The 25,568-nt window shown below is 62.3% G+C and carries 21 protein-coding genes; 15 read left to right on the plus strand and 6 right to left on the minus strand.

Annotated features, from left to right (window positions below; genetic code table 11):
• Positions 1-225: 225 nt before the first annotated feature.
• The 6 genes from LQK84_RS04860 (at position 226) to LQK84_RS04885 (ending at position 6,313) form a co-directional block, all read left to right on the plus strand.
• Complete coding sequence (locus LQK84_RS04860; RefSeq protein ID WP_230827526.1) at positions 226-1,326, plus strand: ABC transporter ATP-binding protein; 1,101 nt, start codon at positions 226-228, stop codon at positions 1,324-1,326.
• On the plus strand, positions 1,323-2,186 hold the full coding sequence (locus LQK84_RS04865; RefSeq protein ID WP_230827527.1) for an ABC transporter permease: 864 nt from the start codon (positions 1,323-1,325) through the stop codon (positions 2,184-2,186). Before LQK84_RS04860 ends, LQK84_RS04865 begins: the two co-directional genes overlap by 4 nt.
• A 3-nt stretch (positions 2,187-2,189) precedes the next feature.
• Positions 2,190-3,032, plus strand: coding sequence for an ABC transporter permease (locus tag LQK84_RS04870; RefSeq protein ID WP_230827528.1), 843 nt, complete (start codon positions 2,190-2,192; stop codon positions 3,030-3,032).
• Positions 3,033-3,088: 56 nt separating this feature from the next.
• Complete coding sequence (locus LQK84_RS04875; protein ID WP_230827529.1) at positions 3,089-4,210, plus strand: extracellular solute-binding protein; 1,122 nt, start codon at positions 3,089-3,091, stop codon at positions 4,208-4,210.
• Between the two features lie 87 nt (positions 4,211-4,297).
• Complete coding sequence (locus tag LQK84_RS04880) at positions 4,298-5,068, plus strand: glycerophosphodiester phosphodiesterase family protein (protein ID WP_230827530.1); 771 nt, start codon at positions 4,298-4,300, stop codon at positions 5,066-5,068.
• A 423-nt stretch (positions 5,069-5,491) separates the two neighbouring features.
• Complete coding sequence (locus LQK84_RS04885; RefSeq protein WP_230827531.1) at positions 5,492-6,313, plus strand: bifunctional allantoicase/(S)-ureidoglycine aminohydrolase; 822 nt, start codon at positions 5,492-5,494, stop codon at positions 6,311-6,313.
• A 196-nt stretch (positions 6,314-6,509) separates the two neighbouring features.
• On the opposite strand, the gene LQK84_RS04890 is transcribed toward LQK84_RS04885, so the two are convergent.
• Complete coding sequence (locus tag LQK84_RS04890) at positions 6,510-7,415, minus strand: helix-turn-helix domain-containing protein (protein ID WP_230827532.1); 906 nt, start codon at positions 7,413-7,415, stop codon at positions 6,510-6,512.
• 205 nt (positions 7,416-7,620) lie between these two features.
• On the opposite strand from LQK84_RS04890, the gene LQK84_RS04895 reads away from it, so the two are divergent.
• The 8 genes from LQK84_RS04895 to LQK84_RS04930 are packed head-to-tail and all read left to right on the plus strand — an operon-like array spanning position 7,621 to position 16,079.
• On the plus strand, positions 7,621-9,072 hold the full coding sequence (locus tag LQK84_RS04895; protein ID WP_230827533.1) for an aldehyde dehydrogenase: 1,452 nt from the start codon (positions 7,621-7,623) through the stop codon (positions 9,070-9,072).
• Between the two features lie 43 nt (positions 9,073-9,115).
• On the plus strand, positions 9,116-10,408 hold the full coding sequence (locus LQK84_RS04900; protein ID WP_230827535.1) for an ABC transporter substrate-binding protein: 1,293 nt from the start codon (positions 9,116-9,118) through the stop codon (positions 10,406-10,408).
• Between the two features lie 16 nt (positions 10,409-10,424).
• The gene (locus LQK84_RS04905; protein WP_230827537.1) at positions 10,425-11,165 is read left to right on the plus strand and encodes an ABC transporter ATP-binding protein; all 741 of its coding nucleotides are present in this window, start codon (positions 10,425-10,427) and stop codon (positions 11,163-11,165) included.
• A complete protein-coding gene (locus LQK84_RS04910) occupies positions 11,162-11,890 on the plus strand; it encodes an ABC transporter ATP-binding protein (RefSeq protein WP_230827538.1) in 729 nt (242 codons plus the stop codon). The genes LQK84_RS04905 and LQK84_RS04910 overlap by 4 nt, the downstream gene beginning before the upstream one ends.
• Complete coding sequence (locus LQK84_RS04915) at positions 11,890-12,786, plus strand: branched-chain amino acid ABC transporter permease (RefSeq protein WP_230827539.1); 897 nt, start codon at positions 11,890-11,892, stop codon at positions 12,784-12,786. Before LQK84_RS04910 ends, LQK84_RS04915 begins: the two co-directional genes overlap by 1 nt.
• Positions 12,783-13,781, plus strand: a complete 999-nt coding sequence (locus LQK84_RS04920; RefSeq protein ID WP_230827540.1) for a branched-chain amino acid ABC transporter permease — start codon at positions 12,783-12,785, stop codon at positions 13,779-13,781. Before LQK84_RS04915 ends, LQK84_RS04920 begins: the two co-directional genes overlap by 4 nt.
• 43 nt (positions 13,782-13,824) lie before the next feature.
• Positions 13,825-14,610 carry a coniferyl-alcohol dehydrogenase gene (locus tag LQK84_RS04925; protein ID WP_230827541.1) on the plus strand — a complete coding sequence of 262 codons (786 nt, stop codon included), beginning with the start codon at positions 13,825-13,827 and terminating at the stop codon, positions 14,608-14,610.
• Between the two features lie 23 nt (positions 14,611-14,633).
• Positions 14,634-16,079, plus strand: coding sequence for an aldehyde dehydrogenase (locus LQK84_RS04930; RefSeq protein WP_230827542.1), 1,446 nt, complete (start codon positions 14,634-14,636; stop codon positions 16,077-16,079).
• Between the two features lie 232 nt (positions 16,080-16,311).
• Here LQK84_RS04930 and LQK84_RS04935 read toward each other — a convergent pair whose 3' ends face one another.
• The 3 genes from LQK84_RS04935 to LQK84_RS04945 are packed head-to-tail and all read right to left on the minus strand — an operon-like array spanning position 16,312 to position 21,103.
• On the minus strand, positions 16,312-16,992 hold the full coding sequence (locus LQK84_RS04935; protein ID WP_230827543.1) for an invasion associated locus B family protein: 681 nt from the start codon (positions 16,990-16,992) through the stop codon (positions 16,312-16,314).
• Positions 16,989-17,783, minus strand: a complete 795-nt coding sequence (locus LQK84_RS04940) for a SapC family protein (protein ID WP_230827544.1) — start codon at positions 17,781-17,783, stop codon at positions 16,989-16,991. Before LQK84_RS04940 ends, LQK84_RS04935 begins: the two co-directional genes overlap by 4 nt.
• 2 nt (positions 17,784-17,785) lie before the next feature.
• Positions 17,786-21,103 (minus strand): autotransporter outer membrane beta-barrel domain-containing protein, encoded by a 3,318-nt coding sequence (locus LQK84_RS04945; RefSeq protein WP_230827545.1) that lies wholly within the window; start codon positions 21,101-21,103, stop codon positions 17,786-17,788.
• A 294-nt stretch (positions 21,104-21,397) separates the two neighbouring features.
• Between LQK84_RS04945 and LQK84_RS04950 the strand changes: the two genes are divergently transcribed.
• On the plus strand, positions 21,398-21,556 hold the full coding sequence (locus tag LQK84_RS04950; RefSeq protein ID WP_230827547.1) for a hypothetical protein: 159 nt from the start codon (positions 21,398-21,400) through the stop codon (positions 21,554-21,556).
• 58 nt (positions 21,557-21,614) lie between these two features.
• On the opposite strand, the gene LQK84_RS04955 is transcribed toward LQK84_RS04950, so the two are convergent.
• Entirely contained in the window at positions 21,615-24,593 is a 2,979-nt protein-coding gene (locus LQK84_RS04955) for an autotransporter outer membrane beta-barrel domain-containing protein (protein WP_230827548.1), read from the minus strand.
• Positions 24,594-24,676: 83 nt separating this feature from the next.
• Entirely contained in the window at positions 24,677-25,432 is a 756-nt protein-coding gene (locus LQK84_RS25315) for a helix-turn-helix domain-containing protein (RefSeq protein ID WP_442966885.1), read from the minus strand.
• Positions 25,433-25,568: the final 136 nt, after the last annotated feature.

Consider the following 25,568-nt stretch of genomic DNA (forward strand, 5'->3'; position numbering starts at 1 on the left):
CGTATCAAGCCGCTTCCCAGGCCATTTCATTCGATCGATTGTAAAATCATACATAATGTTTCAAATAATTGCGAGCAAGTGCAATTCACGGTGGAACCTGACGGTTTATCCTTAGATATCCAGATTTTTTGCGAAATTCTCTCGTCATAAATATTATACACAAAGAATGATAAAAGCCTTTCACGGGACGCAGAAACGCGAATGACCCGGAGAAAGGTTCATCAAATGGCCACTGAAGCCCCCGCCTTGACGGTTGCCGAAGCAAGCCTGCGCTACGACAGGTTCCAGGCTCTCAATGCTGTCAGTTTCAGCGCCCGCCGCGGCGAACTGGTGACGCTGCTGGGGCCATCCGGATGTGGAAAGACGACGCTTCTGCGTGCGATTGCCGGCTTCATCCCTCTGGATAGCGGGCGCATCGAGATTGATGGCCGCGACATGGCCGGCCTTTCGCCGGAACGGCGCGACACGGCCATGTGCTTCCAGTCCTATGCGCTTTTTCCGCATTTGACGGTCGCTGACAATATCGGTTTCGGCTTGCGTCAAAAGCGGCTCTCGTCTGCCGAGATCGCGGATCGTGTTTCCGCAGTGGCCGCTCAGGTGCGGCTTTCGGCCCAGCTTGAGCGGCTGCCGGCGCAGCTTTCCGGCGGCCAGCAGCAGCGCGTGGCGCTTGCCCGCGCGATGGCCGTTCGTCCCGGCGTCATGCTTTTCGATGAACCGCTGTCCAATCTCGACGCCAAGCTGCGCGACCAGGTGCGCGCGGAAATCCGCGCGCTTCAACGGGCGCAGGGGTTCACCGCCGTCTACGTGACCCACGATCAGGCCGAAGCACTGGCCATGTCCGATCTTGTCGTGGTGATGCGCGCCGGCGTGGTCGAGCAGATGGGGACGCCGGAGGATATCTACCGCCGTCCCGCAAATCGCTTCGTCGCCGATTTCATCGGCACGGCCAATATCCTGGCCGGCCGGGTGATGGATACGGACAAGGCCAACGGGCTCTACAGGGTGGAAACGCCGATGGGCATGGCGACGGTCCGCGCGGAAGCGCCGCCTGTTGCATCGCATGTCTATCTCTGCTGGCGGCCGGAAGATGCCCGCATCCTGTCATCGACTGAGGGCGAGGTTGCGGCGGAGAATGTCTATCGCCTGCAGGTCCGATCGCGCACCTATCTCGGCAATCTGGTCGATCTGGAAGTTGGCCGCATCGACGGCGAAGGCGAGACGTGGCGCATTCAGACCCACGGCACAAGCGCCGTCATGCAGGGTGAGACGGTGGCGATCGAAATCGCGCCGGAGCGGTTCCGTTTCCTGAGCGAGGCGGTGACATGAACGCCCGCCGGACCCTCACGCCCTATCTCCTGCTGATCCCCGGTCTGGCGCCCATTCTCGTGCTGATGACCCTTGTCATCGGCATGGCGCTGACGCGCTCGGTGACCTGGACGGATGTCTCGGGCAATGTCTCGCTGTCGCTGGAAGCCTGGCGCACCATTCTCGGGCAGGACCAGTTCTGGCGCGCCTTCTTCTATTCCGCGCGCATCGGCACGCTTGGCGCGCTGATCTCGGTGGTGCTCGCTTATCCGGTGGCGCTGTGGCTGCGCCGGCCGTTCCCGGGTTCCGGTCTCGTCAGTTCGCTGATCAAGGCGCCGATCCTCGTTCACGGGCTGGTCGCCGCCTTCCTCTATGTCAATTTCGTCTCCTTCCAGGGTTTTCTCAATGTCGCGCTGGTCGGGCTCGGCTTTGCGGCCCGGCCGATCCGCATGCAGAACGACCCGTATGCGATCGGCGTGGTGATCCTTCAGGTCTGGAAGAACATGCCGCTCGCCTACCTGATCCTCAGCGGCTCGGTGAGCGCGGTCAGCGACGATTTGCTCAATGCGGCGCGCGATCTTGGGGTGGGCACGCTCGGGAGGCTGCGGAGGGTGGTCCTGCCACTGACGCTCCGCTCGCTACAGGCAGCCCTCATTCTCATCTTCATCGGCGCGGCTGGCGACTACACGTTCCAGGCGGTTGCGGGTCCGACCAACATCAATTCCATGGCGCAGTTCATGGTGCGCATGGAAGTCGACAACGGTCTTCAGGGCTGGAGCCTTTCGGCAGTCGTTGCCGTCATGCTCATGGGGCTTTCGCTCTTCGGCGCGATTGCGCTCGCCGGTCTCGTCCAGGTTCTTGTCAAGCGGGTGGGGAGATAGATCATGGCAAGCCCGTTCCCGCGCGCCGAACGCTGGCGCAACCGCCTGCTGATCCTGCTGGCGCTTGTCGTTTTCTTCCTTGCTCTTGGCCTGCCGTTCGCCATGGCGGTGCTGTGGTCGCTGGTCGATCCTTCGCATCCCTGGGCCTACCCGAACGTCTTGCCGCCAGTTCTCTCGTTTCGCCGTTGGGTGGAAATCTGGACAACGAGCGGCCTGCAGCAGGCGCTGGTCAACAGCTACATGGTGGCGACGACGGTCGCCGTCTCGGCCATCCTTCTGGCGCTGCCGACGGCCTATGCCTTTGGGCGGCTGGAGTTTCGCGGCAAGGCGGTGGCGCAGATGCTCACGCTGCTGCCGCTTGCCATGCCGCTCTTCGTGCTGGCGATGTTCTATGTCGCGGTTCTGTCGAGGCTTGGCATCTATTCGCGCTTTCTCGGCATCGCGATCGGCCACACCTTCTATTTCCTGCCCTATGCGATCCGGCTGCTGACGGTGTCCTTCTCGGGCGTCCGGCAGGACCTCATCGATGCGGCGCGCGATCTCGGCGCCAGCCGACTGACCGTGTTCCGCCACGCCTACCTCCCGGTGCTGAAGCCGGGGTTGCTGGCTGCCCTCATCATCGTCTTCATCCTCTCGATCGAGGAATTCGCGATCTCCTATCTCGTCGGCGCGCCGGATTTCACCACCGTGCCGACAATCCTCTTCTCCTATCTGGGATACAATTTCATCCGGCCCAGCGCTGCGGCCGTTTCCCTGATCCTCGTCGTTCCCAATGTTCTCCTGATGCTGATTGCCGAGCGCCTGCTGAAAAGCACCGGTGCGTCCGCAGGGTCCGGGAAGGGATGACGACGGTGCTTCCGCCTTACCAAAAACCGCTTCCCCACCACCAAAGGATTTCAACCATGCTGAAGAAAGTCGCGCTTTTCGCCATTGCCGCAGCCCTGCCGCTGGCAATCGCCCAGGGACCCGTCGAAGCCAAGGAGCTCTCGCAGATGAGCTGGGACGAGATCGTCGCCCAGGCCAAGAAGGAGGGCGATATCACCTGGTTCCAGTGGTACTATCAGGACCGCTTCCGCGAAGACATCAAGGCCTTCGAGGCCGAGTATGGCATCAAGGTCACCATTTCGAACGGGGATTACAAGGCCAACCAGGACAAGCTGCTGGCTGAAAAGTCGCGCCCCGAGGGCGATATCGACGTCATGTCGCTCGGCGGCTCGGCGCTGAATACGTTCAAGCCGGAAGAGGTCTTCTTTGGCCCTCTGAAGCCGCTGCTGCCGGAAGGGAGCAAGCTGCGCTATTCGATCGAAGGCGTCGACAACAAGGGCTATGCGCCTGCCTTCTGGGGCAACCAGACGGGTATCGCCTATAACTCGGCACGCATTTCCGAGGCCGAGCTTCCCCACACGCTCGACGATTTTGTCGCCTTCATGAAGAAGAACCCCGGCGAATTCGGCTTCAATACCGAGAATGGCGGTTCCGGTCCTGCCTTCATCGAGTCCGTCGCGCGCAACGTCGCCAAGGACGTCAACTATGACGACGGCAAGACCACGCCGGAAAAACTCTCGAAGCTTGCCCCCGTCTGGGACTGGTTCAAGGCCAATCAGGCCAGCTATGTCATCACCGCATCCAACGCCGACAGCGTGACGCGCATCAACAGCGGCGAGTTCAAGCTGGTGGCATCCTGGGAAGACCTCATTGCCAGCCTGCAGCGCAAGGGTGAAGTTTCCAAGGACATCAAGCTCTATGTTCCGGATTTCGGCATGCCGGGCGGCGGCAATGTTCTCGCCATTCCTGCCAATTCCAAGCACAAGGCCGGAGCTCTCGTGCTCATCAACTGGCTGACCAGCGCCAAGATACAGACGCAGTTCGCGAAGACCTACGGGATTGCGCCGCAAAATCCGGATGCCGACTCCTCCGTTGGCCTTGTTCCGGCATCGCAGCGCAAGTTCTCGACCGTCTGGGCTGCCAAGCCCTTCGGCGACGACATCAAGAAGACCTTCATCAGCAAGGTTACGCTCAACTGATCACCTCCTGAGCTGAACAACTGTTGCCGTGGCGCCGGGTGCGCCACGGTTCTTGCCCCTTTATTCCCCCATCGAAAGACCGCATCCATGCCCTTCGCAGATCCGAGACCCCTGTCCACCCGGGAACGCCGCAACGCCGTCGTTCCCGATGCACTGATCGCGCATCGCGGCGCGCCGCTTCTGGCGCCCGAAAACACCTTGCCCGCCATGCGCGCCGCTGCCGAAAAGGGCGCGCGCTGGGTTGAGGTCGATGTCAAGCTGACGCGCGACATGAAGCCCGTGATCATCCACGACGACCGCCTCGACCGCACGACGAACGGCACGGGCTTTGTCGGCAACACGCTGTTCGAAGACATCCGGGCGCTCGACGCAGGCGCAAAATTCCACCCCGACTTTTCTGGCACGCGCGTGCCGACGCTGGAAGAACTGGTGGAAACCGTTCTCGAACTCGACCTCGGCCTGCAGCTTGAGCTGAAGCCGACCGCCGGCGACGATGTCGAAACGGCGGAAATCGCGCTGGCGGCAATGAAGACGCTCTGGCCTGCCAATCGCGGCAAGCTCTTCTTCACCAGCTTTTCAATCCGCTCTGTCCATGCCGCCGCGCGCCTGATGCCCGACGTGCCGCGCGCCTATGCCGTGGTTTCGCCGCCGCGCGACCCCAAGGCGTTGCTTGATGAAACGAAATGCCAGGTCCTTCATGTGCAGCACGAGTTCATGCCCGAGGACGCGCTCAAGCGGCTTGCCGATAGCGGCATCGAATATGCCGTTGCCACGATCAATGACCGCGAAACCGCCGAACGCTTCTTCGCGGCGGGCGCGCAGACAGTTCTGTCGGACCTGCCGGACCTGTTGTCGTAAGCTCAACGGCACCGAGGCCAAACCACAGTGCCAGCAGCGTTTGCCGGCACTTGTTCAAACGCGAAAGCGATGATCTTGCGTCGTTCCCCCTGTTCAAACGCGGCGCTGCTCTCAAGTCGCAAACGCTCAGGGCGAGATCGCAATCCAAAATTGGAGCGCGCGAATTTCTGTCGCGCGTGCTTTGCACCGAAGCTTGCTGCCATCCATCCGTGCCGATATCGGGGGCCACAGGAATTTCGGCGCGAAACGATTCCTGTCATCGCAATTATCCGCTAACATATCAGGCGATCCTTGGGTCCGTCGGATTCGGTGATCACGCCTTCCTTTCGTGTTTCAGCCTGTTGCCGCAAATTTGACGATCATTTTCTGCACGGCAGGCTTTGAAAAACACGGCCCGATATCTTGAAGAACAGTCCGGAAAACATGAGCCAGAATCAGTATTTCACCGCCTATGGTGGCCTGCCCCCGCAAACGCAATTGTTGTCCGGCAAGGCGGTTTTCAAAACCGCCTATGCTGTCATCCCCAAGGGGGTGATGAGCGATATCGTCACGAGCCTGCTTCCGCACTGGGAAAAGACCCGCGCGTGGATCATCGCGAGACCGATGACCGGCTTTTCCGAAACCTTCTCGCAATATGTGATGGAGGTCGCAGCCGGTGGTGGGAGCTCAAGACCCGAGCCCGACCCTAGGGCGCAGGGCGCAATCTTTGTGGTTGAAGGGGCTTTTACGATCACGCTCGATGGTGTCGAGCATGCTCTGCGGGCCGGCTCCTTTGCTTTCATTCCTGCCGGTTCGGCCTGGTCCGTTCACAACAACAGCGATGCCCTCGCGCGGTTTCACTGGGTCAGGAAAGCCTTCCAGCCCGTGGAAGGCCTCGAACCGCCACCGGCGATCTTCACCCATGAAGACGAACACGAGATCGCCATGATGCCGGATACCGGCGGGGCATGGGGAACCACGCGCTTCATCGATCCCAACGATATCCGCTATGACTTTCACCTCAACATCGTCACCTTTCAGCCGGGCGGCATCATTCCCTTCATGGAAACCCATGTGATGGAGCATGGGCTCTATGTGCTGGAGGGCAAGGCCGTCTACCGCCTGAACGACGACTGGGTCGAGGTCGAGGCTGGTGACTTCATGTGGCTGCGCGCCTTCTGCCCGCAGGCTTGCTATGCAGGCGGGCCGGGACGCTTCCGCTATCTGCTCTACAAGGATGTCAACCGTCACGCCCGCCTCTGGTAGGTCGGGCTCTGCACGAAAGGCTGAAGAAGAGCGGCCTTTCTTTGCGGTATTGAGTATCAACCTGCCGACGCGACGGGCGATCCCATCTGATGCTTGGGTCGATTGTTGACCGCGAGCCTATGGTGCAGCGCTCTGGGAAAATCTCCTCGCTCAGACGCTGGCCAAGCCACAATAATGGACAGTATCCGTTACACCGTCACGGCCAGTTGAAGTATTCCGCGTTCACGGCGCGCGTCACGCGGCTTTCCGGCCCCGTCGCGCGTCGTCTGTATTCGTGCGGCGATATGCCGGTCACGCGCTTGTAGGCGTGGCTGAAATAGGTCTGGTCGGGAAAGCCGAGCTGCCCGGCAATCTCCTGAATGGAACTCGCCGAGCGCTCCAGCCGAAGGTTCGCCTCCTGCATGATGCGCTGCTGGATCAGTGCCTTGGGGGTCCGCTCCAGGGTGCGGGTGCAGATGGCGTGCAGCCGATCGTGGCTGAGACCGAGCGCTTTGGCATAGAAGCCGATGGAACGGCGCTCGCGGAAATGCAGTTCGACCAGTTGGCGGAAGCGCTGCAGGATGGCGACGTCGAGGCCGTGCCCGGTCGCCGCCGGTTTCTCCCAATCTCCTGTCCGCCACAGCGTCATCATCAATAGCCGGGCATAGCCTGCGATGGCCATATCCGATCCGCGCCCCGGCAGCATCACCTCCTTCAGGAAGCCCCTTGCGAGATGGGTAAGATCGCCGAACGTCTCTGCCGAGGCGGCATCAAGGGTGACGATGGCCGGACGCTCGGCAAAGGTTCTCAACAGCACCGACTCGGCCTTGTTGCCGATGGCGTCGATCAGGAGCTGCGGCGACAGGCCGAGAAGCAGCGCTTCGGCGCCGGGCTCGATCGAGAGCGTCGGCGCGGTTGCGGCCGGAAATGTGAAGGCGGCATGTTCGGACAGTTCATGGCTCTCATCGGCGAAGACCGCCGTCGCGCGTCCATCGATCAGGACGAAGAAATGGAAGAACTGCTCATAAGGTGGCCGGGCCGGTTTGATGATGCGCCTGAACAGCGTCGAGTTGAATGCCTCGCCGCGAAATTGCTCAACGCCGATTCCGCTCTGACCGGTCATAAGCACACCTCCGGGTCATAATTATCCCAGAAAATATCAAATTAATACCAAAAAACAACATTCCTTAAGCTCAAGGCGGCCTCTACAGTCACGGAGCCTTATGGGAGGAGGTTGGTCTGCCTGCAACGCGCGTCAACAAGCGCGGCATGCGGACATGCGTTGTACGCCTTTGCGTACGACCGTCTTCCGGGCTGGGAGACTGGCGATGTTTGATGCGAAGCTGCTGATCAATGCCAAGGACGTCGAGGCGACGGGTTCCGCCGTGTTCGAGCGCCGTAGCCCCATCTCAGACAACGTTGTCACTGTTGCCTCCGCCGCAACCGTTGCAGACGCCCGTCATGCGGCCAATGTCGCCGCATCCGCCTTCCCGGCATGGTCGCAGGCAAGTCCCGCCTATCGCCGCGACATTCTGATGAAGGCCGCGGACATGCTCCTCGAGATGCAGCCGGAATTCCAGGACGCCATGTATGAGGAAATCGGCGCTACCCGCGCATGGATCGATTTCAATGTGGCGGTCGCACAGAACATCCTGATCGAGGCCGCGTCGATGACGACGGCAGTGACGGGCGAGGTGGTGCCGGCCTCGAAGCCGGGTTCGTTTTCCATGGCCTACAGGCAGCCGGCAGGGGTCTGTCTCGGCATCGCGCCGTGGAACGCGCCGCTCATCCTCGGTATCCGCGCGATCGCGATGCCGCTCGCCTGCGGCAATACGGTCCTCCTGAAGGCCTCGGAGCTTTGCCCGCGCACCCATCGGCTGATCGGCGAGGTCCTGCACCGGGCGGGCCTCCCTGCCGGTGTCCTCAACGTTATCCTGAACGCACCGGCCGAAGCGGAGCGGATCGTCCATGCCCTCATAGAGCATCCCGCCGTCCGTCGGATCAACTTCACAGGTTCGACACGCGTTGGCCGCCAGATCGCCGAAAAGGCGGCGCGGCATCTGAAGCGCTGCCTGCTGGAACTCGGCGGCAAGGCGCCGCTGATCGTGCTCGACGACGCCGATATCGACGAGGCGGTGAAGGCCGCCGCGTTCGGTGCCTTCATGAACCAGGGCCAAATCTGCATGTCGACCGAGCGGATCATCCTTCATGAGGCCATCGCGGACAGCTTTGTCGATAAATTCGTCAGGCATGCGCGCCAGATCATTGCTGGTGATACGCGCAGCCAGCAGTTTCGACTGGGTCCTGTCATCAACGAGTTCGCGGCGGCCCGCATCCGGGCTCTGATCAGCGACGCGGTGGGGAAGGGGGCGGATGTGATGTGCGGTGGCGACATGCATGGCAACTTCCTCGATGCGACCGTGCTGGACCGGGTGACACCCGCCATGCGGATTTACGAGGAGGAATCCTTCGGCCCGATCGTCGGCCTCCTGCGTGCCGGCTCGGACGACGAGGCCGTCACCATCGCCAACGCTTCCGAATACGGCCTGTCATCGGCCATTTTCAGCCGCGATGTGGGGCGCGCATTGTCACTTGCCAAGCGTATCGAGAGCGGCATCTGCCACATCAACGGCGCGACCGTCGCCGATGAGCCGCAAATGCCGTTCGGGGGCGTCAAGGCCTCCGGCTATGGCCGGTTCGGCGGCGTCTCCGCGCTGGACGAATTTACCGAACTTCGCTGGATCTCAATCGAAACGGGGCCATCCGCCTATCCGATCTGAGCCAGGCCATCTGCACCAAGCGTCATCAAACTGGGAGGAAACCATGACGACGAACATCCTGAACATCAGCCGGCGCGGCTTCGTGTCGGCATCCATTGCCGGCACTGCGGCGCTGGCACTCGGCGGTCGCGGCCTGGCGGCCGATGCCACCAAGCTCAAGGTCGGCTTCATCAGCCCCCGCACCGGCCCGCTTGCCGGCTTCGGCCAGACCGACGGCTATGTGCTTGAAAAGGTGCGCGAGACGCTTGCCAAGGGCGTGACGCTCGGCGGCAAGGCCTTTGCGGTGGAGATTCTCGACCGCGACACGCAGTCCGATCCGTCGCGCGCCGGTCAGCTCGCCAAGGATCTCATCAACAATGACGGCATCGACATGATGCTGGTCATCTCGACGCCGGAAGTCATCAACCCGGTCTCCGACGCCTGCGAGGCCGCCGGCGTTCCCTGCCTGTCGACGGTCATGCCGTGGGAGGCCTGGTATTTCGGACGCGGCGCCAAGCCCGGCCAGCCTTCGCCCTTCAAGTGGACCTACCACTTCGGCTTCGGCGTCGACGAGTTCTACAAGACCTACGTCTCGCAGTGGTCGCTGATCGAGACCAACAAGAAGGTCGGCGTCATGTATCCGAACGACGCCGACGGCAACGCGATCCGCGCGGCACTGGCGCCGAAGCTTGCCGCAGCCGGCTTCACCATCATCGATCCAGGCCCGTATGAGGACGGCACGACCGACTATTCCTCGCAGATCGCGCTGTTCAAGAAGGAGAAGGTCGAGATCTTCAACACCTTCCCGATCCCGCCGGACTTCGCCGCCTTCTGGCGTCAGGCCGCGCAGCAGGGCCTGCACAAGCAGGTAAAGATCGTCCAGGTCGCCAAGACCGGTCTCTTCCCGTCCGATGTCGAAGCCCTCGGCGCGCTTGGCAACAAGATCGCGGGTGCCTGCTACTGGCATAAGGCCTTCCCCTACAAGTCGCCCCTGACGGGCCTGAGCGGCACCGATCTCGCCGATGGTTACGAAGCCAAGACCGGCAAGGAATGGACGCAGCAGCTCGGCGCCACCATGTCGCTCTTCGATGCCGGCTTTGCGGCGCTGAACAAGGCAAGTGACGCCAAGGACAAGGCCTCCGTCGCCAAGTCGCTGGCTGGCCTCAACACCGAGACGATGATCGGCAAGGTGGATTTCACCAGCGGTCCGTTCCCGAACGTCTCGCCGGGTCCGATCATCGGCGGCCAGTGGGTGAAGTCGCAGAACACGAAGTTCAAGTACGACTTCGTGATCACCGAAAACGCGACCGACAAGAACGTGCCGATCGCAGCCAAGCTGCAGCCGTATAACGGTTAAGGAGCGGGACAGGGCGATGGCAGAGACGACGGGACCCATGCTTCTGGAGGCGAAAGGCGTTGCAAAACGCTTCGGCGCGCTCCAGGTGCTGAGCGGTGTCAATTTCACGATGGGGCAGGGCGAAGCGGTCGGCATTGTCGGTCCCAACGGGGCCGGCAAGACCACCTTCCTCAGCGTGCTGTCCGGCGCGCATGCGGCAAGCGAAGGCCGCATCGTCTTCTTCGGGAAGGACATTACCGCAACACCCGCCATGCAACGCTGCCATATGGGGCTGGTGCGCACGCACCAGATCCCCAGACCCTTCTCGGGCCTGACCGTCTTCGAAAACGTCCATGTCGCGGCCGTCCATAACGGTCGCCGCAACACGGAGGCGGCCTATCAGGCGACGCTGGAAGCGCTCGACCTTTGCGGCATGCTTCCCATCGCCAACCGGCAGGCCGACACGATCGGCCTGCTCGACCGCAAGCGGCTGGAGCTGGCCCGGGCGCTCGCCGCCGACCCGAAGCTTTTGCTGCTCGACGAGATTGGCGGCGGGCTGACCGAAAGCGAGGCGGAAGAGCTTGTCGAGGCCATTGCGAAACTCTCGGCCCGCGGCATCTCGATCATCTGGATCGAGCATATCGTCCATGTGCTTCTGAAGATTGCCCGCCGGCTCATCTGCATGGACGCCGGGCGGATCATTGCCGATGGCGATCCGCAGGCGGTGATGAGCCATCCTGAGGTGGTCAAGGCCTATCTCGGAGGATCGCCGGAATGACGCTTCTGTCTATCGAAAATCTCGACGTCCGCTACGGACAGTTCAAGGCCGTGCGCTCCGTCAGCCTCAAGGTTGGGGCAGGCGAGGTCGTGGCGATCATCGGCGCGAACGGCGCGGGCAAGACGACGCTTCTGCGCACGCTTGCCGGCGCGATCCGGCCGGCCGGCGGTCGCATCCTGTTCAAGGGAGAGGACGTGACGGCGATGTCCGCGTATGAGCGCGTGAAGTCCGGGATGGTTCTGGTTCCGGAAGGTCGTCGGCTCTTTGCCCGCATGACGGTCGAGGAAAACCTTGAGCTCGGCGGTCTCGTCAAGCGCGGCGGCGACTGGTCCGTCGAACGCATTTTCTCCATCTTCCCGAACCTCGTGAAACGCCGGCATGCGAGAACGGGCACGCTGTCGGGTGGTGAACAGCAGGCGACCGCGATCGGCCGCGCGCTGATGACCAATCCGGACGTCGTCTTCTTCGACGAGATTTCGCTTGGGCTTTCGCCGCTGGTGGTCGATCAGGTCTATGCCTCGCTCGCCGAACTTCTCAAATCCGGGGTCACGGTCGTCCTCGTCGAACAGGACCTGAAGCGCGCCATGGCCGTGGCCGGTCGAGCGGTCTGCATGCTGGAGGGACAGGTCGTGCTGGACCGGCCGATGCCGGAGACAACCCGCGACGAAATCACCGAGGCCTATTTCGGTCTCAAACGTGGCCAGAGCCTGGGGGGAGCGCACTGATGCTGAACCAGATCGCCCAAGCCATCGTCCTCGGCGGCTACTATGCGCTGATCGCCTGCGGGCTCTCCTTCATGCTGTCGGTGATGCGCGTCATCAATCTGGCGCATGGCAGCCTGCTCGTGCTCGGCGGCTACTTCCTCTGGTATCTCGGCGAACATTACGAGATATCGCCCTTCGTCGGCCTTCTCGCCCTTGTGCCGCTTCTGGCGCTGGTCGGCTGGGCGCTGCAGCGCTTCCTGCTGGAGCGCAGCGCCCGAGGCGGCGAGCTTCTGCCGATCCTGACCACGTTCGGCCTTTCCATCGTGCTCGACAATCTTCTCTTCGAGCAGTTCGGCGCGGACACCCGCTCGCTTGCTCCCTATATTGGCGATCTCGCCTGGGACAGTTTTGAACTGCCGGGCGACATCTTTGTCGGCAAGATCGGCGTACTGACACTGGTGGCCGCGATCGTCCTTCTCGGCGGGCTGCAGCTCTTCCTCAGCCGCACCGGGACAGGCAAGGCAATCCGGGCCACGGCCGAAGATCCGGATACGGCCGGCATCGTCGGCATTGACGCGCGCAAGGCGAGCGCGATCGCCTCGGCCATTGCCGTCGGTTCCATCGGCATTGCCAGTGCGGCCCTCGGCATGCGCGCCACCTTCGACGCCTATGCCGGCGGCGCCCAGCTGCTCTTCGCCTTCGAAGCGACGATCATCGGCGGCGCGGGTTCGCTCTGGGGCACGCTCATCGGCGGCATCGTACTGGCGCTGGCACAGACGGCGGGAGCGGCCATCCATCCGCAGGGCTTCCTGATCGGCGGGCACCTGGCCTTCATCTTCGTCCTCTTTGCCCGTTTCTTCTTCCTTCCGGGCGACTTCACCTATCGGCTGAGACGCATTGCGGGGCTCGCGAAATGACCACGACCAATCTCACGTCCATCCGCATCGAACGCTGGGCCACGGCCTCCATCGTTGCCGTCAGCCTCTGCGTCGCCGCCATCGTGGTGCTCGCCATCGCGCCGGTGGTGCTGGGGGCAGGGGCGGTGGATCGGCTCACCGCGCTCTTCATCTATGTCGTGCTGGCCGCCATGTGGAATGCGCTGGCCGGCTATGGCGGCCTTGTCTCCATCGGCCAGCAGCTCTTCTTCGGGCTCGGCGCCTATTTCACCATCCGCATCGCCGATCTCGGCGTGGATCCGTTCATTGCCATGGCGCTGGGCGCCGTCGTGACGACCGTGATTGCCTATCCGGTCGGCCGCTTCATGCTCAAGCTGAAGGGTGGCGAGTTCGCCATCGGCATGTGGGTTCTGGCCGAACTCGCGCATCTGCTGGTCAATCTCGACACCCTGATCCAGGGGGAAACCGGCACATCGCTGATTTCGCTGAACGCCTATGACATCGGCCTGCGCCGCAACCTGATTTACTGGCTGGCATTGGCCACGATGGCCGGGCTTCTCTCGGCGCTCTTCTTCCTGCTGCGCAGCCGCACCGGTGCTGCCATCCAGGCGATCCGCGACAGCGAGGAGGCGGCGGCATCGCTCGGGGTCGACGCCATCCGCACCAAGCGGCTGATCTTCGTCATCGCGGCCGGCGGCATTGCGGCGGCGGGCGCGCTGTGGCTGGCTTCCGCCACGTCCTTTCAGCCGAAGACCTATTTCTCGGTGCAGTGGACGGCCTACATGATCTTCATGGTGCTCGTCGGCGGGATCGGAAAGTTCGAGGGGGCGATCCTCGGTGCCATCCTGTTCTTCCTCATCGAGACATGGTTTGCCGCAGCCGGCGTCTGGTACCTCGTCGGGCTCGGTGCCGTTGCTCTCATCTTCTCCCTCGTCCTGCCCAAGGGGCTATGGGGCTATTTCGCGGACCGCACGGGGCTTCGGCTGCTGCCGGTCGGCTATGTCGTGCGCGAGTGATCGCGCAGGCGTCCAACACAAGAAAATCAAGGAGGATTGAAACATGCTTTTCGGCAAGAAGATCGTCATCACCGGCGTCGCCTCGGGGATCGGCAAGCGCACGGCGCAACTCGCCGCACAACTCGGTGCGGACGTCATCGGCATCGATGTGAGAAAGCCCGATGTCACCGTCGGCCATTTCATCGAGGGCGACATCGGCTCGGCGGCGGGAGTTGAGGCGATTGCCGCCGCGCTGCCGCGCGGGGTCGACGCGCTCTGCAACGTCGCCGGCATCTCGGGCAAGGCTGGGATCGTGCCGACCCTGGCGATCAACTTCTATGGCCTGCGCGAGCTTTCCTATGCCGTGGCCGGCAAGATCCGCGAAGGCGGCTCGATCGTGAACGTGGCCTCCATCGCCGGTTACGGCTGGCGGGCAAATCTCGATCGGGCGAAAAAGCTGGTCGCGGTGAAAGGCTTCCCCGACGTCGACGCGGTTCTGCGCGCCGAGGGGCTGCACAACGAATTCGGCTATCCGCTGTCGAAGGAACTGCTGCTGCTCTGGAACATGCAGGCCGCCCACGAGCCTGTCTTCAAGGATCGCGGCATCCGCGTGAACGCCGTCAGCCCGGGCCCGGTCGAAACGCCGATCCTCACCCAGTTCCGCGAAGTGCTCGGCAATCCCCGCGTCGACAGCGACATCGATCGTGTCGGCCGCGCCGGTACGGCCGAAGACATCGCCCCGCCTGTCCTCTTCCTCTGCTCGGATGCGGCGCGCTGGATCAACGGCGCCAACATTCCCTGCGACGGCGGACTTGAAGCATCCATCAACGCCGAAGTTCTCGGCTTCTGACAACCAGTAAACGGAGACCCCCAATGAACATCAATCTTCTCATCGATGGCGAGGCGAAGGCCGCGGCCAGCGGGCGGACCTTTGAACGGTATGATCCGGTGACCGGTGCCGTCGCCTCGACGTCGGCCGCCGCAGGCATCGAGGATGCCAACGCTGCCGTTGCCTCTGCCGCCGCCGCGTTCGAAAGCTGGTCGAAGACCGGCCCCGGCGAGCGTCGGGCGCTCCTGAACAAGGCGGCCGACATCATGGACGCCAAGGTGGGTGATTTTATCGCCGCCATGATCGCCGAGACGGGCGCAACCGGCGGATGGGCTGGCTTCAACGTCATGCTGGCCGCCGGCATCATCCGCGAGGCCGCTGCCATGACAACCCAGATCGGCGGAGAGATCATTCCGTCCAACAAGCCGAACACGCTGGCCATGGGTGTCTACAAGCCCAAGGGCGTCTGCCTCGGCATCGCGCCGTGGAACGCGCCGGTAATCCTGGGTACACGCGCTGTTGCCATGGCGGTTGCCTGCGGCAACACCGTGGTTCTCAAGGCGTCCGAGCTTTGCCCGGCTGTGCACCGCCTCATCGGCGAGTGCTTCAACGAGGCGGGTCTGCCGAAGGGAGTCGTCAACGTCGTCACCAACGCGCCGGAAGATGCTGCTGCCATCGTTGAGGCGCTGATTGCCAACCCAGCCGTGAAGCATGTGAACTTTACCGGCTCGTCGCGCGTCGGTCGCATCATCGGTCGCCTCGCGGGCGAGAACCTGAAGCCGGCGCTGCTGGAACTCGGTGGCAAGGCGCCGCTCATCGTCCTCGATGACGCGGATATCGACGGCGCGGTCAATGCCGCCATCTTCGGTGCCTTTATGAACCAGGGCCAGATCTGCATGTCGACCGAGCGCATCATCGTCGACGAGACGATCGCCGACGAATTCGTCGCCAAGCTCTCGGCCCGCGCGGCCGCGCTTCCGGCGGGCAATCCGCGCGAACATGTGGTGCTCGGCGCGCTCGTGACCCCGCAGGCAGCGGAAAAGATGGACCGGATCATGGCGGACGCGATCGCCAAGGGCGCGACGATCGTGACCGGCGGCAAGCGCAACGGGTCTATCGTCGAAGCGACCGTGGTCGACCATGTGAAGCCCGGCATGACCATCTATGAGGAAGAGTCCTTCGGCCCGGTCAAGCCGGTCATCCGCGTCAAGGGTGAGGAAGAGGCGATCCGCGTGGCCAACGACACGGAATACGGTCTCTCGGCGGCCGTCTTCAGCCGTGACGTCCAGCGCGCCATGCGGGTTGCCGACCGCATCGAGAGCGGCATTTGCCACATCAACGGCCCGACGCTCAACGACGAGCCTCAGATGCCCTTCGGCGGCGTCAAGGCGTCCGGCTATGGCCGTTTTGGCGGCAAGGCGGCCATTGCCGAGTTCACCGATCTGCGCTGGATCACCATCGAGGATTCGCAGCAGCATTATCCGTTCTGAGCTTGCGGAAGATCTGAAAACCAATCTGGCGGAGGAGTTTCACTCTTCCGCCAGAGACGACATCGAAGCAATTTCAGCAGGGGCGTTCGCCGAAAGCTGACCCGGGATCGGAGGCAAATCCTGCGGGTTTGACCTCGGGAAACGGACAACTGATCCCCTCTGCTGGCCCCGATGGTCGAAGGCCATGAAGTCCACGGGCCGCTATCGACGTCAAAAGCCTTTGATCGCGGCTCTATTTCGCCAGAGCTCCTAGCCGTGCCGACGCGGCCCCGAAGCCCTTCATGGATATCGAGAACGGCGTCTCTGCGCCGCCATCGGCAATGGCCTTGATCTTGAGCGCCGAGGCTTTCTCTAGAGCCGTCATATAGGCTGCATCAAAGGTCAAGGGCACCAGGCAACCGGCCGGCAGGCAGGTGCGGAAGCGGTTAGGTTGAGAGATCTGCCCTCCATCGATTTGCAAAGTCACGCCTTTGTCGAGGGACAGCCCGAACGGCAGGTACAGCGCCCCTTCGAAACCGCTGCCGACCTGCCTCAACTCCAGAGAAAGTACACGCTGTCCGCTTTGCTGGCTCACTTGCTGCTGGTTCATAGCGCAGCGCTTGATGGGAGGTTGCCCCTCGGCGCCAGCCTGTTGCGTACAAAGGACGACCCAATCCTGATAGTTTTCCTGAAGCGAGGATGCGCCGCCGGGGAGTGCGGCAGACTGCCGGCTGCCGGTCTGGGCACTCGCCTCGGCGATTTGAAACATGGAGGTCGATGCAGACGCCGACGGTTTGGGTGGCGTCTGGCTGGTTTCTCCGGGTTGTTTCGTGTTCGCTTCACATTGCAGGACGTTGAACATGAAGACAACGGCAGCCGCACCGATGAGGGCGGTGGCTAAAGTTCCGATTGCAATTTTTGCCATGAGATTCATGCCGCTCCCTGTTCGACTGTCTTGTTGATTTCGGCGTTGAGGAAAAGCAGCGCCTCCCAATTGTGCATGGAGGCGAGGTGAAGGTTGATGGCGGCCAGCCAGCCGCGTTGGTGCCAGTTAAGGAGGAGATCGCGATCGGAGATGGCACGGAACTTTTCCGCATCGACGATGCGGAAACCGTTCAGCATGTAGCGACTATTGTCGGAAAACTGCATTTCGGCGTGATGCTCTACGAGCAGGCCCTGGTCCTGCAATGCGGCCCCGAACCCCTGATCGCACAGATGATCCCGATGGAAGGCATGGCAGAAGGCCATGGCCTTGGCCGTCATGGGCGAGGGACCGCCCTGATCATCGAACAGTGGCTCCGCGTCATCGCTCGCACCGAGATCGATAAAGCGATCAGAGGCGGAATCGATTGCCAGAAGCTGTGCACCCTCATCCGCAACATGGGTTGCGATGAAGGGGTAGCGTCGAAGGTAGGCCGGGACATAAGTCCCGGCCCTCCAGAACCCGTCGGTGGCGGTAAACAGGTTCTGTCCCTCCTTCAGTCCGAGCACCGCGAGAGCATTTACATGTGCGGTGTCGTTGAAGACGATGGGGTAGTGTCGTGCCGCGTGGGCAAATTCCGCGGTCAACAGCGGCACGGCGTTGGCAGTCGCCGAGAAGCCGAACCCCACGGCGGGTTTGAGTGCCTTCTTGCGGTGTTCTTCAAAGCGCAGCACGACCGGCCTGCTGTAGAAGAGCGGCAGGTTGCTCTGCATGTCGGGTGCTGTGGTAGCAGACGTCGCCATGGTCAGAACTTCACGTTGAAGTTTGCCCGTACCCCCTGGCTCCGCGTTCCATCACCGAACTGGCCGGTATAGGAGACGCCGAGGGAGAGTGCGGAGTTGAGTTTGGTGGAAAGACCAAGATCAACGAGGGCCGAATCCTTTGCGCCAGGCGTACCGGCAATGCCGAACGGATTGGAACCGGCGAAGTTGAAACTGGTTGTCGGCGTCGTATTCCCGACGGCATGGCGCCATGCGACAGTGCCTGTAGCGGAAACCATCTGCTCCCCGATCGCGAGATCGGTCGAGCCGCGGAGGCCGAGCGTCGTGAAGGTGACGTCCGTATTGCCGCGGGTTGCCGTCAGTGCGGCCAGGCCGCCACGCTCGGAGAAGGCGTCTGTCTGGACACTGACATGTGCAAGGCCGGTGAAGGGCTCGAAGGATACCGAACCGACGTCGATGCGGTAGCCGACTTCTCCGAAGGCCTGGAAGATGCCGGCATTGTAGTGCCCGGACAGGGCATCCGAGAAGCCGGCAAAGCCAACGCCACGGCTGGTATCGACATTGCTCCATGTGTAGGCGGAGCCTAGGCGCAGCCCGAGATTGCCGAATTGGGACCCGCTATAGGCCCCGACCGTGTAGTTGTCCGAGGTTGCGGAGGAGCCGCGATCGATGACGCTGTAGGTGGAACGGGCATACCCGGCCAGCAGACCGAGGCGTGTCGTGTCGAACACGGCCGCATCCGCGCCCGCGACGAATCCACCGCCATGATGCGACATGCCCGCTGCATTCCCGTTGCTGTCGACATTGCTCCAGGCGCCGTAGCCGTTCGACCAGAAGGTTGCCCCGTCCACGCCATAGGTTGCCGTGGGCACCGCTGGTGCGCCGACAGCGTTGAAGGAAGCCCGAAGACGGTCGTTCGCTGCGTTGCGAACAAAGCGGCTGTCCTCGACCATGGCACCCTTGATGGAGGAGTGGATCTCCCCGGACAGACCGTTGAAGGCGGCCTGAGCCTCGGCATCGGTCTGGAGATAGCCGATGGCGCGCCGGAGACCGTTGTCAGACGGCAGGCTCTGCAGACCGCCGGCAACGGCGATCTGGTCCGGAGTGATCGCGGCGTTGGCAAAGGAGCGGGTCTGCTGGGCTTCCAGATAGGCGCGGTTGGGGTCGTAGCTGGCTCCGAGAGAATAGAAAGTCGAGACGGCGGTGTCTCCGACAACGGTGTAGGTGCCCATCACCTCGCCTGTTGCCGTAATCAGCGTATAGCGACTGTCGAGCGTGAAGCTGCCGCTGCCATATTTGGAGATGGAGATGACGGCACCCTTCGCGAGCGTGGCCTGGCCATTGACCACGATGAGGTCCGAGATCGTGCTGCCGGGGACCACCTCCGCCATGTAGATGGAGCCAGCGGCCTGATGGAAGTTGCCCGCGACAGCGAGCGTTCCAGGGCTGTTGCCAGGGGCGAGGATCGCACCGGCCTGTGCCACCACGCCACCGACGGTGCCCGTGCCGGAGAGTGTCCCGCCCGACTGAACGGTGACCACCGAGCCGGAGAGCGAGCCATTCACCTTGAGGCCGCCTGCGGCGACCGTCGTCCCGCCGGTGAAGTTGGACGAGTCTCCCGTCAGGATGGTCGTGCCGCTGCCCATCTGGACGATGCCACCGGCACCGCTGATGTTGGACGAGAGCGTGTATGCGGCGTCGGTGTGATTGAACACCAGCTTGCCGGTGCCGTCTCCGAACACGATCGCCGGCGTGTCGATGACACCGGCCGCAGCGGCCGCTTGCGTGCTTGCCGCTCCGATGGCCAGTTCGCCGTCTCCCATCTCGGCGTAGCCGATACGAACCTCGTTGTCGGCTTTCACCCTGCCTCCGGCAGACGCCACGACCTGCGCCGTGCCGTTGAAACCGACGTAGAAATTGCCCACCGTTGGCACACTGAGGGCGGTGTTCGCCTTGGCCCAGAGCTCTGAACCCGTTCCGGTGACAAGCACGGTGCCCTGTGAATGGGGGTCCATGCCGACCCCGACCGAACCGCCCCATGCCGTGGCGCCGCCGGAGATGGTGAGGCTGCCGCTGCCATTGATCGGGTCGACGTCCCGGCTGCCATTCTGGCCGCCGACATAGATACGCACCTCTGCTGCAAGGCTCGAGCCTGCGCCGTCCACCGTCACCGTCGAGAGCGCGCTGCCGCTAGCGCCGACATAGGTGCCGCTGGTATAGACGCTGGCGCTGTCGGAAATCGTTACCGTGCCGCCGCCGAGGCTCAGCCACGCCGGATCTGTAGGGCTGTTCGGATCTGCGGGATTGCCGATCTCGACCGTCGTGCCGGCTCCTGTGAAGGTGATCTGGGCTCCTTGATCGGTATAGACACCCGTGTTGACGATGTGGGCGGTTGCGCCGCCCGAAACCGTCAGCGATCCCGTGGAGCCTGCCGTACGTGCGATGTCGACGCCGCCGGTGTTCTCCCAGAGTGTCCCGGGGCCTGTGACGACCAGTGTGCCTGAGCCGCCCGTGCCCGGCTCCCAGGACCCGGTGCTGAGGGCAAGCCTTTTAGCGACGAAATGTCCGCCGCTCTCAACAGTGAGAGAACCCGTGCCGGCTCGACCGATCGTCAGTTCGCTCCCGCTGTTCAATTCCGCATTTGAACCGGAAACTGTGGCCGTGCTGGCGCCATCGGCATTGCCGATCACGCCATTGCCGAGAGTGACTGAGCCGCCAGCGACCACTTTCAGGTCGCCGCCTGCAGCCGTCAGTCCACTGTCTTTCGATCCGAGGGAACCCGACACCTGCAGCGTGCCGGCCGAGATCGTTGTGTCACCGAGGTTTGTATTGGTCCCGGTCAGGATGAGCGTGCCGAGGCCGGTCTTGTCGATGCCGCCCTGGCCGGTCAGGTTGCTGCCGATGGTAGCAGCCGTCGCCGCACCGTTCACGCCGTCGTCGACACTGATGCTATTCTTACCGCTTAGCAGCTCTATTGCGCCCCCCGTGATAGCATAACCGTCACTCGCGAACTGGAGGCCCGAGACCTGTACCTGGCCAGCGGTATTGTCGACGGTCACGGTGCCAGACGCGCCCTTGAACACGGCAGTAGTGCCGTTGGTAAAGGAAGCGTTGTTTGTGCCGTCCGCGTTAGTCCAGTTGGCGCCCTGCTGCCCGCTGTTGGCCACCGTCCATGTGCCTGAGCCACCTTCGACCTGGCCATTGTTCTTGGTGCCCGAGCTGCCGTCCCAGAAATCGCCGGCAAAGGCCGGTGTGGTGAGCGCGGTGGTCGATGCGAGCAGGAGTGGAAGCAGCATCGACGATCTTGAGAGTTTGGACGTCGGTCGCGTGATGATGGTCATGATTATCCCCCTAAGGAACTGTGTTTGGTGTCCGCCGAAGGCTTCGTGCGGACGTTAAAGCTGGATAGGCGGTCCCCCGCGCTTCACCTCCCCTGCGGCACGCCGCGCTGTTGACGGATCTCCGGAGCCAAGCTGCGGACACTGGCAAATGAGCTCGCGATGCCGAGCAGGCGCGCTTCGGTCGAAGACGCCGGATCGTGATCGATCGTCCCGAGAGAACGAGGAGGCCGGCGAGCCCGGGTCGCAGCCATCGAAGATGGAGGGACGCGAGGCTTCCGGTTGGTGGCTGTCGTCATGAAGCAGAATTTCAGGCTAAAGCTCTCCCCGGCCTTCCGATCCGTGGTCGAACCGAAGCGGCAGGAGACGTTTGTGATGATGGTGGAGAGGCCGGCCATCGATGATGGCGGTGACCTTGCGGACCTGGTGACCCGGCAGACGAGCAACATCCGTTAGGCGTGCTTCTGCTGGTCCTCCTCCGGCCTTTGGAAGCCGGAGGAGGGGCCTGACTTTGTCAGAATTTCAGGCTCAACCTGCCCTTGATCCCCTGATCCCTGACGCCGTTGCCGAACTGGCCGCTGTAGCTGACGCCAATCGTCGCGTTCTGGCTGATGGCTGCGGAAAGCCCCGCTTCGAACACCGCAACGTCGCGTGCAAGCGGTGCACCCGCGGCGCTAAATGCGGCCCCACCGGCGATGGCGTTGATGCTGGTCGGGGTGACCTGATTGAGGCTATGCCGCCATGCCGCCATGCCGCTTGCCGTCACCGAGACGCCCTCAAGATCGAAGCGGCTTTCAGCTCGCAGACCAATGGTGGTGAATGTGGCGTCGACAGAGTTGCCTCTGCTTGTCAGAGCCGCGAAGCCACCCTTCTCGGTAAAGCCATCGGTATTCAGGTTGACATAGGCGAGACCCGCAAAGGGTTCGAATGAAACGGACCCGAGATCCATGCGATAGCCGACATCACCATAGGCCTGGGTTGTACGCGCATGATAATCGGCCGAGAGGCTGTCGGTGAAACCGGAGAAGGAGAAGGAGCGGCTCGAAGAAAGCTGATGCCACGCTTCGTTAAGGCCCAGGTTGACGGTCAGCTTGTTCCATTCGCCACCGCCGTAGACACCGAGGCTGTAGGTGTCGACGGACACCGAACCGCGGCCGGCACCAGCCTGTATTGCCGAATGTCCGTACCCGCCAACGACACCAAGACGGAACGTGTCGAGCACTTCGCCGTCTGCGCCGATGAAGAAGCCGCCGGCATTGCGATCAAAGCCGGAGGCATTGCCGTCGCCCTTGAAACTTCCCCACGAGCCGTAGCCCTGCGCCCAGACAGAGGGTGTCTTCGCGCCGACAGCGGAGCGCACCTGATTGGCTGTGGCCTGACGCACGAAACGGCTGTCGTCGATCAATGCGGTCTTTGCGGAGGAATAGACCTCACCCGACAGCTGATCGTAAGCTGACCGGGCTTCTCCATCGGTCTGCACCGAAAGAACGGCGGTCCGCAGGGCGTTCGACGCACCGAGGGCATCCAGTCCACCGGCGACGGCCAGCTGATTGGTTGTCAGCGCCTTGTCTGCAAAGGTGCTGGTCTGGACGCTGTTCACGTAGACGTTGTTGTCGTCATAGGCCGCTTCCAGCGTATAGAAGGCGGACACTTTCGTGTCTCCGGTCAGGATGTAGGTGCCGGTCACGCCACCGGCTGCGGTCAACACGGTGTAGTGCGCGTCCAGAGCATAAGGACCGTTGCCATATCTGGAGACGTTCAGGATGGAGCCGTTGTCGATTGTGGCCGTGCCGGTCACGTTGATGAGATCGGAAGTCGAGCTGCCCGGCAGGAGTTCGGCAACATAGGTGGCCCCGGGCCCCTCGATCAGACTGAAGGAAGAGATGCCCGGTATCGAGGGGGGATTGAAGTTGACCGCGTAACCCTGGTTGTAGTTGCCGGCGACGGAGATGGTTCCAATGGAGTTGCCGGGCGCTATGGTTCCCGCATTCAGCAGGTTGCCCCCAATCGTCCAATTGCCACCGAGCGTGGAGGTCGCGTCAATTTCTACATTGCCGGCCACGTTGATATGATTGGCCTGCGACCCGCCCGTGGTGACGGATCCAGAGGCCAGTCGCACATCTCCACCGATCGAAGCGCCGGTTTCGCTGAAGGCAAATGTCGCCCCGGTTCCTTCGACTGAGCCGCTGATCGAAGCCAGCCCCTGAGAGTTTATTGTTGAGCCTGCAAGACCGGTGAGATTGCGGATCCCATTCATTCGGCCCGTATAGGAGGCGTTCTGCCCGATTTCGACATCGGTATGGCCGCCACCGATCCTGTCATCAACGTCGACAATATCGCCAACCGCGACAGCGCCGGTGCCGAGGCTGAGGTTGACCACTCCGTCAGCTGCGTCTTGGGAGCGCTGAACAAGCAAAAGTGTGCCATTGTTTTGATTGACCGTGGATCCGTCCCCGATAACGATGTCCTGCTGCTGCTCGTCTGACGTGAATTTGGCTTTGAACGTCTCCTGTGTTGTGGAGACGGAGGTGTCGGTGAGGCGCAAGGTGGCATTGTCTTGCAGATAGAACCCGGCACCGTTTGTTGCCGTCAAAGTTGACCCATTCGCCGTCAAGAGACTGCCGAAGACGACCGCGCCCAAACTTGAGCCTGCGCCCTCTACCCGGATATCGCTGTCCTCAAGCGTTATGGTGCCTGCGGAGTTGACTGGACCGACCGAGCCGCCTGCGCGCAGGGCGACGCTGTTCACCCCAAGCGTGACTGCAGAGATGCGTTTTGCGTTGATCGTGCCATTCCCGACGGTCGTCATGATACCTGATGGGTCGTAGGGAGCCGCGGGATTCGGGTCTCCGCTTACGGATATCTTTCCGCCATCAAAGTTGACGGTGCCACCGTTGTAGGCCCAGACCGCGTCGCCAACATGCCCGATCGTAGTAATGTCAACGTTCGTGGCGTTCAGGGTTGAGTTAGGCCCGGAGGCATAAACGCCGTAGGCCATGAAGCCTTCTGTCCGGACTGTGCTGTTCTTGATGTCAATTTGCGAGCCACTGGTCGCGTAAGCGCCGTATGCGCGCTGCCCAAGGGTCACGATCGTCACATCGCTGGCGTCGATGAACGAGGTGGCGTCGGCGGCCAACAGCGCATAGGAGCGCGTGCCGTCGCCGTTCTGGATAAATTGGCCAGTTGTGTTGTTGCTGGAGATCGACCCGCCGCTCAACTTGATGATGCCGCCAGATGCTGCAGACGCTCCGACTGATCTCATTCCTGTGGTTGTAATCGTCGCATTCGTCAGGTTCGCTCGACCCAGATTGCTCGCGGAGACAGCCGGGATGTTGTCCTTGGATTGAGAGATGACGGCATCGCTTTGCGAGATGACAGTCGCGTTCGCGTCCAACACAGCTGCGTCGGCGAACGCTGAACTCGCGGAACACGAGAGCGCTAAGACGCTCGCGCATGCAGATGTAAGCAAATGATTTTTAAGGCTATTTTTCATTCATGATCTCCATTCGGCCGCTGGCCAGTGACAAAACTCCGCGCGCCCGATGGCGGCGAACTCAAACTCAGTTCTCGATGTCGTTAGTCCTCCCGGTTCAGTCGGCTGACTGCGGTCGGAAACGCCGCGCCCGAGGGGAAGGGGATTTTCTGCTGGCGATCGGTTGAGGCCCGGCATTTCTCGGGTTCGCGAATTTCCGCAGCTGCTGATCCAGGGTTCGCTGCCGTCGGAGATGGAAAATGCGACCAGTAGGAGCGAAGTTTGGTGCGCAGCGTCCTCAGCGAGATGCCAAGCTGGCGCGCGGCAAAGGTTCGATTGCCATGGCAATGTCGAAGCGTTGCAAGGATCAGCCCGCGCTCAATTTCCGCGATGCTATGCCCTACACATCTGCTGACGATCGACAGGTGAAAACTGGGCTCAGCGGCATCTCGGGTCTTCGCCAGATAGGAGAGCACTGCCCCCATGATCCGGTCGGTGTCCGCTGAAATCAGCGTGCTGCTGCTCTCGCCGGACTCGTCGACGAACACGAACGCGCCGGTGCCATGATCAAGATAGAGCAAGGCCGAGGGCGCGAAGACGATTGTCGGATCGCCATCGTCCTCAAGGACAAACGGCAACGGCGCGATGGGGATGTCCGCATCGCCAAAGACCAGCTGCAGTTCGGAGGCGAATCCACGCAGGCGCTCCCTTTGAAGGGACACCTGATCCGCTGGCGTGTCGCCGCGCTTGCCGAATACAGGCTGGTCAGCTGGCCGGGCCACCGGCGGCGCATCGCCCCTGCGCCCGAAGACGTTCTGACGCGCACGGTCGGAGCCAAAGTGAAGATGATCCCCACGCATCAGCGGTCCTCCCGCGCCATATGGGCGGCGAGCAGCAGGGACGTGATGTTGGGCCCATGATGCCGGTCCCGGACCCCAAGGATCTCGGGATTTTTCCGTGGGATGTGCTGTTTCCGACAAGGCTCGAAGGGGCGTG

Source organism: Rhizobium sp. C4 (genome assembly GCF_021026315.1).
Classification (GTDB): domain Bacteria; phylum Pseudomonadota; class Alphaproteobacteria; order Rhizobiales; family Rhizobiaceae; genus Ensifer_A.